Genomic DNA, 13843 nt, shown 5'->3' with positions numbered 1-13843 from the left:
AGTGACATGGATATCCTATTATAAGCAATAAATTAAGGTGCTTTGATTAGCAAAATAGGAGTTTTTTGGTGTTTAATTCTACACCAATATTAAATGTAACGACTCTAATTCATATCATATTTTTGCAACCGTGCTCCGCGATGGCGCACGGTTGTTCCTTTTTTGTGCATGAAAATTGAGCGCTTCAATCTAATTTCATAAAAATCAACAAAATAAAAGCTGGCATGGTTTTCGCTTTAGTGAATTCAATCTTGTATACCAGATGGGATTCACATCATGCCAAGAATGACAGGACTCACGCTTCAGGAATGGAAACAGCATTACCAACAGCAGGCCGATCGTGTGGGCGAGACACTAGGCGTGCTGCTCGCCAGTTTGTCGCCGGACGATCCGGCCTGGATCGCGCTGGCGACACCTGAGCACCTTCAGGCGCAGATTGCGGCGCTATTGCCTCAGTATCGTGAAAACCCAGACGCACTACCGCTGTTCGGCGTTCCCTTTGCCGTCAAAGACAATATTGATGTCGCGGGCTTACCGACGAGCGCGGCGTGTCCGGCCTTTACCTATCTGGCTGATAAGGATGCGACTGCCGTTGCCAAACTGAAAGCGGCAGGGGCGATTGTCATGGGCAAAACCAACCTCGATCAGTTTGCGACTGGTCTGGTCGGCACGCGCTCGCCGTTTGGTGCGGTGCCGAATACCTTTAATGGCGAATACATCAGCGGTGGGTCCAGTTCGGGATCGGCTTCGGTGCTGGCGCGCGGGCTGGTTGCTTTTGCGCTGGGAACGGATACTGCCGGGTCGGGGCGCGTTCCCGCTGGGTTTAACAATATTGTCGGCCTGAAGCCGACGAAAGGGTGGCTATCAGCAAGCGGTGTCGTACCGGCCTGTCGCCTGAATGACACGATTTCCGTGTTTGCGCTGACCGTCGAGGATGCGTTTACCGTCGCCGAACTGGCTGGCGGGTACGATGAGGCGGATGCCTACTCGCGCTGTCATCCGGGGCGATCACCGGCTGCGCTGCCAGCGAAGCCGCGCTTTGCTATCCCCAGCGATCCGACCTTTTTTTCTGACGCTGTCGCACAGGCGGCATGGCAGCAGGCGCTGGTCGAATTAGAAGCGACGGGCGCGACGCTGCATCCTATCGATTTCAGCATTTTCACGCAGTTAGCCGATCAGCTTTATCAAGGCCCCTGGGTGGCGGAACGCACGGTTGCGGTGGGCGACATGCTACAGCAGCCAGAAAACATGGATCCGGTAGTGCACGGTATTGTGGCGAGCGGCGAACGTTTCAGCGCGGTAGAGGCCTTTAAAGCGGAGTACCTGCGCGCTGAACTGGCGCGACAGATTCAGCAGACGCTGGCGTCGTTCGATGCGTTAGTCGTGCCGACCTCGCCGACGATCCACACGCGTGAGGCGATGAAGCAGGAACCGGTACGCTACAACTCCCAGTTAGGCACCTACACCAACTTTACCAATCTGGCCGATCTTTCGGCGCTGGCGCTGCCAGCACCTTTCCGTACCGATGGCTTGCCAGCGGGTATCACGCTGATTGCGCCTGCCTGGCATGACCGTGCATTAGCGAGTTTTGGTCTGCGCTGGCAGGCTCAACTGGCACTCACGTTGGGCGCAACGGGAAAAACGCTGCCTACGGGACAGGTCACCTTGCCGCCTTCTGCACTACACGTCCGCCTTGCCGTTGTCGGCGCGCATCTGACGGGCATGCCGCTCAATCACCAACTGACCCGCCGCGATGCGGTGCGAGTGGAAGAGACGCGCACGGCGGAAAACTATCGACTTTATGCGTTGGCGAATACGCAACCGGCCAAGCCCGGTTTAGCGAAAAGCACCGACGGCGCAGCGATTATCGTCGAACTGTGGGACATCCCGCTGGCGCGCTTTGGTGAGTTTGTCGCAGAAATTCCTGCGCCGTTGGGCATCGGCACGCTGACGTTAATCGACGGACGGCAGGTGAAAGGCTTTATTTGCGAACCGGCTGCGCTGAGCGACGCCGTGGATATCACCGAATTTGGCGGCTGGCGTCACTGGCTTGCCCGTCAGGAGGCATCCCATGTTTAAGACCGTGCTGATCGCTAACCGCGGCGAAATTGCCTGTCGCGCCGTACGCACGCTGAAGCGGTTGGGAATAACCAGCGTGGCGATTTATTCCGATGCGGATAAAAATGCGCAGCATGTGAAGGATGCAGACATCGCCGTACCGATTGGCGGCGAGAAGGCCAGCGACAGCTATCTGTGTATCGATAAAGTGCTTACCGCCGCACAGCAAACGGGAGCTGAGGCGATCTGGCCGGGCTACGGTTTTCTGTCAGAGAGCCTGCCGTTTGCCGCCGCCTGTGAAAAGGCCGGCATTGCGTTTGTCGGGCCAACCGCGCAGCAAATTGGTGAATTTGGCTTGAAGCACCGCGCCCGTGAATTAGCCGCTGCCGCCAGTGTGCCGATGACGCCGGGAACGCCGCTGCTGGCCTCGTTGGAGGACGCGCTTGCCGCCGCCGAAGACATCGGCTATCCGATAATGCTCAAAAGCACTGCCGGAGGTGGCGGCATTGGCCTGACGCGCTGCGCGGATGCGGTGGCGTTACGCGCGGCGTGGGAGAGCGTACGTCGTTTGGGCGAACAGTTCTTCAGCGATGCAGGTGTTTTCATCGAACGCTGTATCGATCGGGCGCGTCACGTCGAAGTACAGATTTTTGGCGATGGTAAAGGTCGCGTGGTCGCGCTGGGCGAACGCGACTGCTCATTGCAGCGGCGCAACCAGAAGGTCGTGGAAGAAACACCCGCGCCGCATTTGCCAGACGCCACGCGCGCGGCGCTGCTGGCCTCCGCGGTGAAGCTGGGCGAACTGGTCAGCTACCGCAGCGCGGGAACGGTGGAGTATATCTACGATGCCGAGCGCGATGCGTTCTTTTTCCTCGAAGTGAATACCCGTTTGCAGGTTGAACACCCGGTGACGGAGTGTGTCACCGGACTGGATTTGGTCGAATGTATGCTGCGTGTCGCGGCAAATGAACCGCTGGACTGGGCACTGTTGACGCAGGCACCGCGTGGAGCCGCGATTGAGGTGCGTATTTATGCGGAAGATCCGCTGAAAAACTTCCAGCCTAGCCCCGGCGTGCTGACCGAAGTCGCGTTTCCCGATGGCGTGCGGGTTGATGGTTGGGTGAGCACCGGCACCGAGGTGTCGGCGTATTACGACCCAATGATCGCCAAACTGATTGTCCATGCAGAAACCCGTGACCTGGCGCTGGAGAAGATGCAGCAGGCGCTGAATGCCACGCGTTTGCACGGTATTGCCACCAATCTGGATTACCTGCGTCAGATTATCGCTACCGATGCATTCCGCAACGGGACGGTCTGGACGCGGATGCTCGACAGCTTTACGCCGTCCGCGTCGGTGATTGAGGTGATTCAACCCGGTACCTGGAGCAGCGTGCAGGACTATCCCGGACGCCTCGGCTATTGGGATATCGGCGTGCCGCCGTCTGGCCCGATGGACGATTTCGCGTTCCGTCTGGCAAACCGTATCGTCGGCAACGATGAAGCCGCGGCAGGGTTGGAGTTTACGCTGCAAGGCCCGACGTTGCGTTTCCATCATGAAGCGGTGATTGCGCTGACGGGAGCAGATTGTCCGGCGACGCTGGATGGCGAGACGGTGCCATACTGGCAGCCGCTGGCGGTAAAGGCCGGACAAACGCTGACGCTGGGGCGCGCGCAGTCCGGCTGTCGTACCTATCTGGCGGTGCGTAACGGTATCGATGTGCCGCAGTATCTTGGCAGTCGTTCGACCTTCGCGCTTGGGGAATTTGGCGGCCACGCCGGACGAACGCTGCGCGTGGCAGATATGCTGGCGATTTCTCAACCCAACTTGCCCGCCTGCACCACACCCGCGCCCGTGAGCGCACCGCAGGCCGTGGACGCCGCGCTGATTCCGCAGTATGGCAACGAATGGCGCATTGGTGTGCTCTACGGCCCGCACGGCGCGCCGGATTTCTTTACCCACGCGGCGATTGATGAATTTTTCGCGGCGGAATGGCAGGTGCATTACAACTCGAACCGACTCGGCGTGCGTCTGGTGGGGCCAAAGCCAAGCTGGACGCGGGCGAACGGCGGCGAGGCGGGTCTCCATCCTTCCAACGTTCACGACTGTGAATACGCCATCGGCGCAGTGAATTTTACCGGTGACTTTCCGGTGATCCTCACGCGGGACGGGCCGAGTCTGGGCGGGTTTGTTTGTCCGGTCACCATTGCCAAAGCGGAGCTGTGGAAAGTTGGTCAGGTTAAGCCGGGCGATCGTATTCGTTTCCACCCGATCGGCGCGGATGAAGCGCTGGCGCTGGAAAAGGCGCAGTCTGACTGCGTTTCTACGCTGGGTACAGCTCATGCCCCTGCGTTTGACGTTCCCTCGCTGGCGACAACGGCATTCGGCTCCGCCACGGTGCTGGCTACGGTACCTGCTACGGCGACCACGCCAGCCGCCGTGTATCGTCAGGCGGGAGATAACTACGTTCTGATCGAATACGGCGATAACGTGCTGGATCTGGCGTTGCGGCTGCGTATTCATCTGCTGATGGTGGCGATCCGCGCCTCAGAAACGGCGGGAATAGAAGAACTGTCGCCCGGCGTGCGTTCGCTACAAGTGCGCTACGACAGCCGGATTATCCGCCAGCGGTCGCTGTTGGACGTGCTGCTTCATCTGGAACGTCAGCTTGGCGATGTGAGCCAAATGAAAGTGCCGTCGCGCATCGTCTATTTACCGATGGCGTTTGAAGACAGCGCCACGCTCGGCGCGGTGGAACGCTACCGCGAGACCGTACGTGCCAGCGCGCCCTGGCTGCCGAATAACGTCGATTTCATTCAGCGCATTAACGGGTTACCACACCGTGATGACGTGCGCGACATCATTTTCGATGCCAGCTATCTGATTCTGGGATTAGGTGACGTTTATCTTGGCGCGCCCTGTGCGGTGCCGATCGATCCGCGCCACCGTCTGCTGAGTTCCAAATACAACCCAGCGCGCACCTTCACCGCCGAAGGCACTGTGGGTATTGGCGGGATGTACATGTGCATCTATGGCATGGATTCGCCGGGCGGCTATCAACTGGTGGGGCGCACACTGCCTATCTGGAACAAATTCCTCAAAAACGATCAATTCATTGCGGGTGAACCGTGGCTGCTGCGCTTCTTCGATCAGGTGCGGTTTTATCCGGTCAGCGAAGCCGAACTCACGGCGCTGCGCGATGACTTCCGCGAAGGACGCGCGGCGATCAGCATCGAAGAAACCGAGTTTGATTTTGCTGAACACTCGCGTTTTCTGACGGAGCAGGACGACGATATTACCGCGTTCCGCCAGCGTCAGGCCACGGCGTTTGAAACGGAAGTGGCGCTGTGGCAGCAGGAAGATGACAGCACGCCGCAGGAAGTGGTTTCTGCCGCTCCTGTAGAGAACGACGAAGACGCGTTTCAGGTCAGTGCGGATATGAACGGCAACATCTGGAAAGTGCTGGTGAACGTGGGGGATGTCATCGAAACCGGACAGCCGCTGATTATCGTCGAAGCCATGAAGATGGAGCTGACGATTAGCGCGCCGCAGTCTGGTCGGGTGAAACGCATCGGCTGCCAGCCGGGGCGACCGGTCAGCCCCGGTGATGCCTTGCTGTGGTTGGAATAGAGACCGGAATAAAAGGACAAGCAGAATAAACGGCGAGGCGGAGAAAACGATGCGAGCAGGCACACAAAAGAGCAGCAAAGATCGCCCGGAAGCGCTGGCGGAGCGGGTGTATCAAACGCTGAAAAACGACATTTTCGACTTTCGCCTGATGCCGGGTGACCGCTTTAGTGAAAATGAAATTGCCGAACGGATGTCGGTCAGCCGTACGCCAGTGCGTCAGGCACTGTTCTGGCTGGAGCGAGAAGGCTATGTCGAAGTCTATTTCCGCAGCGGCTGGCAGGTTCGTCCGTTTGATTTCGAATATTTCGAAGAACTGTATGACTTTCGCATCGTGCTGGAACGCGAAGCTATTCGGCGGTTGTGCGGGATGCCGCCGGGGCGCTGCGCCGAGCTATTGGCGGATCTAAAACGCTTCTGGATTGAGGAACCGCGTCTGGACGACGGCAAAATCGTCTCCCGCTACGACGAAGGGTTTCACCGTGGGCTGGTGATGGCGGCGGGCAACAGCGAAATGGCGCGGGTTCACGGCGAACTGACGGAGAAAATCCGCATTATTCGCCGTCTCGATTTCACCCGCGAAGATCGCATCGACGCGACCTATAAAGAACATGCCCGCATTTTGCTGGCGATATTGCAACAGCACACCGAGGAGGCGCAGCGCATTCTGACCGACCACATTGCCGTCAGTAAGGCCGAAGTCAGGAAGATCACCTTACACATGCTACAGCAGGCGCGGCCTCAATCTGTTTCAACGACATCTGTTTCTACTGAACGTGTTTCACCTGATGCATCACACGATTCCATTCTCACTCAACACGACTTAAGGGCTAATAAATGAAAAGACGTTCATTGCTAAAAGTTTTTGCGCTTTCTGCGACAGTGGTTGGTATGGGGTTGTCCTGGAGCGTGCAGGCAGCAGAAACCATCAAAGTCGGCATTATGCATTCGCTGTCCGGTACGATGGCGATTTCGGAAACGCCGCTGAAGGATGTGGCGCTGATGACGATTGATGAAATCAACGCCAAAGGCGGCGTGTTGGGTAAAAAACTGGAGCCGGTGGTGGTCGACCCGGCCTCGAACTGGCCGCTGTTTGCTGAAAAGGCGCGTCAACTGCTGACGCAGGACAAAGCGGCAGTGGTGTTCGGGTGCTGGACATCGGTATCGCGTAAATCGGTTCTGCCAGTGTTTGAAGAGTTAAACGGGCTGCTGTTCTATCCGGTTCAGTATGAAGGTGAAGAGATGTCGCCGAACGTGTTCTACACTGGCGCGGCACCGAATCAGCAGGCGATCCCGGCCGTGGAATACCTGATAAGCGAAGACGGTGGGGCGGCGAAGCGTTTCTTCCTGCTGGGTACTGACTATGTGTATCCGCGTACCACCAACAAGATCCTGCGCGCGTTCCTGCATTCGAAAGGCGTGCAGGACAAAGATATCGAGGAAGTCTATACGCCGTTTGGCCACAGCGATTATCAGACCATCGTTTCCAACATCAAGAAATTCTCGACGGGCGGTAAGACGGCGGTGGTTTCCACCATCAACGGCGATTCCAACGTACCGTTCTATAAAGAGCTGGCGAATCAGGGAATCAAAGCGACCGACGTGCCGGTTGTCGCGTTCTCGGTCGGTGAAGAGGAACTGCGCGGGATCGACACCAAACCGCTGGTCGGCCATTTAGCCGCGTGGAACTACTTTGAGTCGGTCGATAACCCCACCAATGCCGACTTCGTGGAAGCCTACAAAGCCTATGCCAAAGCGAAAAACCTGCCGAACGCGGGCACGGTGGTGACTAACGATCCGATGGAAGCGACCTATGTCGGCATTCATATGTGGGCGCAGGCAGTAGAGAAAGCGGGCACTACAGACGTGGATAAAGTGCGCGCCGCGATGGCTGGGCAGACCTTTGCCGCACCGGATGGCTTTACGCTGACGATGGACAAGACCAACCACCACCTGCACAAGCCGGTGATGATTGGCGAAATTGAGGAAAACGGTCAGTTCAACGTGGTCTGGCAAACCGATAAGCCAGTTCGCGCCCAGCCGTGGAGCCCGTACATCGCCGGCAATGATAAGAAGCCCGATCATCCAATAAAAGCAGCGCAGTAAACGTCGTCTCTACACGCCCCGTCCAGCATATCGGACGGGGATACTCCCTCTCTTATATGGCGGACATTGCGATGATGAGTCATCGATTATCTACGTTTGTGCTGTCGCTGTGTCTGATGTTTCCGCTGCTGGCACAGGCCGGGCCTGCGGCCGATTTCGCCGCCGCGAGCCGCACGCAGCAGGCTGAACTGCTGCAACAATGGGCCGCTGCGCCAGAACCCGCACGCTTGCCGCTGTTACAGGCATTGCGCGATGAATCGGTGGTGCTCGATAGGAACCAGCAGCCGTTTAGGGATGTGCAGGGCACATTAACGTCGCTGGACGGGAACGCGGAACTGGTTGGTGCGACCAAAAAACTGTTTATGAATAACCGCCTGCGCGGTCTGGTTGCCACCGCGTTGGCCGCGCATCAGCTCGTCAGCGATGATGCCGCAACGCGCCTGAATGCGGTACGGCAGCTACAGAGCGACAGCAGTACGGAACAGCTGCCGTTGTTGGTACAACGCCTCAACGTAGAGAAAGATGCGCAGGTACATGAGGCGCTGAATACCGCTATTGCGACCCGGCAATTAAGCGATCCCAATCCGCTGGTGCGCCTTGAAGCGGTCAAACGCTTAGGGCAGACCGGCGATCCACAGATGCAGGCGCGCTTACAGCCGTTGACACAGGCGCAAAACGAGCCGGATACCGGCGTGCGGGCGGCGGCGAAGGAAAGTTTGGATCAGATTAAGCAAAGTTTGATCGTCGGCGATCTGCTGGGGCAGGCGTTTACCGGGCTGTCGCTCGGGTCAATCCTGCTGCTGGCGGCGCTGGGGCTGGCGATCACGTACGGATTATTGGGCGTTATCAACATGGCGCACGGCGAAATGCTGATGCTGGGCGCGTACGCAACCTGGCTGGTACAGTCACTGTGTCAGCAGTTTGCACCGAGCTGGCTGGCGTATTATCCGCTGCTGGCGTTGCCTGTAGCCTTCTTTATCACCGCTGGCGTCGGTATGGTGCTGGAACGCACGGTGATTCGTCATCTTTACGGCCGACCGCTGGAAACGCTGCTGGCGACCTGGGGTATCAGCCTGATGCTGATCCAACTGGTGCGTATGCTGTTCGGTACCCAGAATCTGGAAGTCGCCAATCCCGCATGGCTGTCCGGCGGGCTGCGCCTGCTGCCAAATCTGGTGCTGCCGTATAACCGCATCGCGGTGATTGTGTTCGTCCTCGGCGTGCTGCTGCTCACCTGGTTATTGCTCAATAAAACCCGACTCGGCATGAACGTAAGGGCGGTGACACAAAACCGGGCAATGGCGGACTGCTGCGGCGTGCCGACCGGTCGCGTTGATATGCTGGCCTTTGGACTGGGCTCCGGTATCGCTGGTTTGGGCGGCGTAGCGCTGTCGCAACTGGGCAATGTCGGGCCGGAGCTGGGACAGGGCTACATTATCGATTCATTCCTTGTCGTCGTACTGGGCGGCGTCGGGCAACTGGCGGGGACGGTGGTCGCTGCCTTCAGCCTTGGCATTCTCAACAAAGTGCTCGAACCGCAGATTGGCGCGGTGCTGGGCAAAATCGTCATTCTGGTACTGATCGTGCTGTTTATTCAGAAACGGCCACAGGGGCTGTTTGCATTCAAAGGACGGGTGATTGACTGATGACGCAATCTATTACGCAACCTATGACGATAACCCTGACGCAGCGCGCACCGCGACTCATGCTTGTCCTGGGTTCGATCGCTTTTCTGGCCTTGCTGATCCTGCCATTTCTCGCGCTGTTGCCCGCAGAGCATCCGCTGGCGATCTCCACTTATACGCTGACGCTGATCGGCAAAATCCTGTGCTATGCGATTGTCGCCGTTGCGTTGGATCTGGTGTGGGGCTATGCCGGGCTGCTGTCGCTCGGTCACGGCCTGTTCTTCGCACTGGGCGGTTACGCGATGGGCATGTACCTGATGCGGCAGGCCGCTGGCGAGGGAATGCCCGCGTTTATGTCATTTCTGTCGTGGACGGAGCTGCCGTGGTTCTGGGCGGGAACCCAGTATTTCGCCTGGGCGCTGTGCCTGATTGTGCTGGTGCCGGGCGTGCTGGCGTTTGTGTTCGGCTGGTTTGCGTTCCGCTCCAAAATCAAAGGCGTGTATTTCTCGATCATGACGCAGGCACTGACCTACGCTGGGATGCTGTTGTTCTTCCGTAACGAAACCGGCTTTGGCGGCAATAACGGATTTACCGGTTTTACGACGCTGCTGGGTTTCCCTATTACGGCCACCGGTACGCGTATTGGGCTATTTGTCGCCACCGTGCTGCTGTTGATCGCCAGCCTGCTAGTGGGATTTGCGCTAGCGCGCAGTAAATTTGGTCGCGTGCTGACGGCGGTACGCGATGCGGAAAACCGTCTGATGTTCTGCGGCTACGACCCGAAAGGCTTCAAGCTGTTTGTGTGGACACTTTCCGCCGTGCTGTGCGGGCTGGCGGGGGCGTTGTATGTACCGCAGGTCGGCATCATCAATCCGGGCGAAATGTCGCCGACCAACTCCATCGAAGCCGCCATTTGGGTGGCGCTGGGTGGGCGTGGGACGCTGGTCGGGCCGCTGCTCGGTGCGGGGATCGTCAACGGGGCGAAAAGCTGGTTTACCGTGGCCTTTCCCGAATACTGGCTGTTCTTTTTGGGGCTGATGTTTATTCTCGTCACGCTGTTTTTGCCGCGTGGCGTAATTGGCTTACTGACGAGGAAGAAACATGACTGAGTCTCTATCTGTGCCATCGGTTCCCGCGCCTGCACAAACCGTCGCGACTCAGCCCGTATTGATGGAGCCAAAGTTCGCGCAGCCGCATCCGTCGGATCGCCATCGGCATCAGACCGATCCGGTGCTGCAACTCGACAAGATTAACGTGAGCTTTGATGGTTTCCGAGCGCTCACCGATCTCTCGTTGCAGATTGGCGTCGGGGAACTGCGTTGCATCATCGGCCCAAACGGCGCGGGAAAAACCACGCTGATGGATGTCATCACCGGTAAAACGCGACCGGATAACGGCAAAGCATTTTACGATCAGTATACCGACCTGACGACGCTATCACCGGTAGATATCGCCCGTGCGGGAATCGGCCGGAAATTCCAGAAGCCGACGGTGTTTGAAGCGCTGACGGTGTTTGAAAATCTCGAAATCGCACTGAAAACTGACAAATCAGTGTGGGCAAGCCTGCGTGCCAGGCTGAGCAGCGAGCAGCGTGACCGGATTGACGACACGCTAGCGCTGCTGCGGCTCGGCCACGAACGACAACGGCCCGCAGGACTCTTGTCACACGGGCAAAAGCAGTTTCTGGAAATCGGCATGTTACTGGTACAGGAGCCGCATCTGCTGCTGCTCGATGAACCCGCCGCCGGGATGACGGACGCCGAAACGGCCTATACCGCCGAGCTGTTCCGCAGTCTGGCTGGCAAACACTCGCTGATGGTGGTGGAGCACGATATGGGCTTCGTCGAGAGCATCGCCGATCGCGTCACCGTGCTGCATCAGGGGCAGGTGCTGGCGGAAGGATCGCTGCGCGAAGTACAGGCGAATGAACAGGTGATTGACGTTTATCTGGGGCGCTAACATGTTAGAGATTGCAGAACTGAATCAATATTATGGCGGCAGCCACATCTTGCGCGGCCTGTCGTTTGAGGTCAAACCCGGCGAGATTACCTGTCTGCTAGGGCGCAACGGCGTGGGGAAAACTACGTTGCTGAAATGCCTGATGGGGTTGATTCCCGCGAAGTCCGGCACGATTCGCTGGCAGGGTGAAGCGATTAACTCGCGTAAACCCTATCAGCGCGTGCAGTCTGGCATTGCCTACGTGCCACAGGGGCGGGAAATATTTCCTCGGTTGACGGTGGAAGAAAACCTGTTGATGGGACTATCGCGCTTTCCGGGCAAACAGGCGCGGCAGGTGCCAGATGAGATCTACCAACTTTTCCCCGTGCTGGATGAGATGAAACAGCGGCGCGGCGGCGATTTGTCCGGTGGGCAACAGCAGCAATTGGCGATTGGTCGTGCGCTGGCCTGCAAACCACAGCTGCTGATTTTGGATGAGCCAACCGAAGGCATACAGCCGTCGGTGATTAAAGAGATCGGCGCGGTGATTCGCCAACTGGCACAGCGTGGCGATATGGCGATTCTGCTGGTCGAACAATTTTACGACTTCGCCGCCGAGCTGGCTGACAGCTATCTGGTGATGTCCCGCGGGGAAATCATACAGCGCGGGCGAGGAGAAACGATGGAACAGGACGGTGTGCGAGGGCTGGTGGCGATTTGAATGTGATTACTTTAACCCTACGCCGCCAGGACAAAAGTTTCGGGCCGAACGAAGAAGTTGTGTAAAATACAGCCTTAAGAGGATAATTTCTTTGTGTATCTTCAGCTAAAAAGGAAAGGGAACTTAAGGATGAGTAAACGCTACGAAATACTGGATGGCAGTAAAGCCGCCGCTTCAAAGGGCGGCTTGGTATATACCGAAGTCTTGGGATGGATCGACCTCGGCCATGCGCAAGGTACGGACATTAGAAACCTTCTCAGCAAAATTAATCAGGGTGAGGAATCAGGACAAGAGCGCTACAATGTTACCTATTCACAGGGTATGTCGGACCCTTACCGCATCATTCGCTCTGGGAAATTTATTACCTGGCGAATCAAAAAAGGGCGGCCGCAACATGAGAGACTCAGCATTGCGCTGGCAATGATGATGGCGGTAGCCCAGAAATTTGAAGCTTTCCAAGACTCATTTCCCAATAACCTTGTGACAGACAGTGGATTCAGCGGTGAGGACTTGGTTTCCGATTTGTTGGGTTTTTACCGTGTAGTGTCTATCCAAAATCCTTTCCCCATGCTTCGCCCTGTTAGCAGGGAAGAAGCACTTAAACGATGGGATTATTACGGCAAGATCGGTTCTTTCAAAAATGATAGATTCACGCCACTCCTTTTTCCCGATCCTGAACGATTTCCCAACAATGCCAGACCCCACAGGGGTGTTTTACCACCATTTATGCAGGTGGTCTCGCCCTACAATGACTTCGAATCTGGAAATGTAGGTGTCGCCAGTCGGGATGGATCTTTTATCGACTCAGCGAAAAACAGGACATTAGGGCTATGAGTAGATCGCTGAAAATTTTTGCTGTGCTTGGCATCACTGTTATTGCTGCTGTGGTCGGTTTTCTATGGCCCTACATCAAAATGAATTTTGCTGGAAGTGCACATTATACCGAGCAGGATAAAAGGGAATATGCGTTCTATACCCCCGATATTCTAAAAGCAATGCCGCGTATTACCGATCGCTATGACTTCAATTTTTCAAACGTAACGGGCCCGGAAGCTAAAGTATGGACGGTAAATTTTTATGGCACTGACGATACCAGCAAGGTTCATACTTATCTGACATCGATGGGTTATGAGAAACAGGCTCGTTGCGATGTTGAGGCGGAGTGCTGGCGAGCGGCGGGCACTAAGGACATCGTGACGGTTGCGACGTTTGATACCGATAAAAGCGTGATGGTTCAGGTTTACAGCAGTCCGTATACTGCGCCACTACCGCCGGAATAACCGTGTAACGACGTAAATCACAGTGTCATTTCTGCTTTGCCTTACTGTATTTTTCATTGGGTGATTTCAAAGCTAACACATATGAATTATCATATGTGTATCTTGAGTGCGTTGGGACCCAAAATGTTACAGCCTGTTCAGCTTTTCAAAATTCTTTCCGATGAGACTCGACTATCCATCATTCTGCTGCTTAGAGAGGCAGGTGAATTGTGTGTCTGTGATATCTGTACTGCTACCATGGAATCTCAGCCTAAAATTTCCAGACATATGGCGATATTACGTGCGTCAGGTTTGGTTCTAGATCGCCGTGAAGGAAAATGGATTCATTATAGATTGTCTCCACACATGCCTGCCTGGGCTGCAGAAACGATTCATACCGCATGGCAATGCCTGCGTGATGACGTGCGTCGGTGTCTGGCTAAATCTGCTTCTTCTTCATGCTGAAATAGGAAGGGGTATATTCTTTTTTCCATATATGATGAGGTTTGAA

At 56.4% G+C, this 13843-nt stretch carries 11 protein-coding genes; all 11 read left to right on the top strand.

Going from position 1 to position 13843, the window contains the following annotated elements:
- Positions 1-276 precede the first annotated feature (276 nt).
- The 11 genes from atzF to BUB06_RS02235 all read left to right on the top strand — a co-directional run bounded on the left by atzF (position 277) and on the right by BUB06_RS02235 (position 13797).
- Positions 277-2079 carry an allophanate hydrolase gene (atzF, locus tag BUB06_RS02285; RefSeq protein ID WP_039473279.1) on the top strand — a complete coding sequence of 601 codons (1803 nt, stop codon included), beginning with the start codon at positions 277-279 and terminating at the stop codon, positions 2077-2079.
- Positions 2072-5686: an urea carboxylase gene (gene uca, locus BUB06_RS02280; RefSeq protein WP_039473275.1), complete on the top strand. Its 3615-nt coding sequence runs from the start codon at positions 2072-2074 to the stop codon at positions 5684-5686. The genes atzF and uca overlap by 8 nt, the downstream gene beginning before the upstream one ends.
- A gap of 49 nt (positions 5687-5735) precedes the next feature.
- Complete coding sequence (locus tag BUB06_RS02275; protein ID WP_010295585.1) at positions 5736-6524, top strand: GntR family transcriptional regulator; 789 nt, start codon at positions 5736-5738, stop codon at positions 6522-6524.
- Positions 6521-7789 (top strand): urea ABC transporter substrate-binding protein, encoded by a 1269-nt coding sequence (gene urtA, locus BUB06_RS02270; RefSeq protein WP_010295587.1) that lies wholly within the window; start codon positions 6521-6523, stop codon positions 7787-7789. The genes BUB06_RS02275 and urtA overlap by 4 nt, the downstream gene beginning before the upstream one ends.
- Before the next feature lie 56 nt (positions 7790-7845).
- Complete coding sequence (gene urtB / locus BUB06_RS02265; protein ID WP_010295591.1) at positions 7846-9435, top strand: urea ABC transporter permease subunit UrtB; 1590 nt, start codon at positions 7846-7848, stop codon at positions 9433-9435.
- Positions 9436-9446: 11 nt separating this feature from the next.
- A complete protein-coding gene (gene urtC, locus BUB06_RS02260) occupies positions 9447-10523 on the top strand; it encodes an urea ABC transporter permease subunit UrtC (RefSeq protein ID WP_039473376.1) in 1077 nt (358 codons plus the stop codon).
- Positions 10524-10584: 61 nt separating this feature from the next.
- Entirely contained in the window at positions 10585-11373 is a 789-nt protein-coding gene (urtD, locus tag BUB06_RS02255) for an urea ABC transporter ATP-binding protein UrtD (protein ID WP_175552149.1), read from the top strand.
- 1 nt (position 11374) lies between these two features.
- Positions 11375-12073 carry an urea ABC transporter ATP-binding subunit UrtE gene (gene urtE / locus BUB06_RS02250; protein WP_010295596.1) on the top strand — a complete coding sequence of 233 codons (699 nt, stop codon included), beginning with the start codon at positions 11375-11377 and terminating at the stop codon, positions 12071-12073.
- A 129-nt stretch (positions 12074-12202) separates the two neighbouring features.
- Entirely contained in the window at positions 12203-12907 is a 705-nt protein-coding gene (locus tag BUB06_RS02245) for a hypothetical protein (protein ID WP_010295598.1), read from the top strand.
- Complete coding sequence (locus BUB06_RS02240) at positions 12904-13353, top strand: hypothetical protein (RefSeq protein WP_010295600.1); 450 nt, start codon at positions 12904-12906, stop codon at positions 13351-13353. Before BUB06_RS02245 ends, BUB06_RS02240 begins: the two co-directional genes overlap by 4 nt.
- A 123-nt stretch (positions 13354-13476) precedes the next feature.
- Complete coding sequence (locus BUB06_RS02235) at positions 13477-13797, top strand: metalloregulator ArsR/SmtB family transcription factor (RefSeq protein ID WP_072013017.1); 321 nt, start codon at positions 13477-13479, stop codon at positions 13795-13797.
- Positions 13798-13843 lie beyond the last annotated feature (46 nt).

The sequence above is a fragment of the Pectobacterium carotovorum genome (assembly GCF_900129615.1).
In the GTDB taxonomy this organism is placed as follows: Bacteria; Pseudomonadota; Gammaproteobacteria; order Enterobacterales; family Enterobacteriaceae; genus Pectobacterium; species Pectobacterium carotovorum.
The sequence above is the reverse complement of the archived record's forward strand: the minus strand, read 5'-3'. Positions and strand labels throughout refer to the sequence as shown.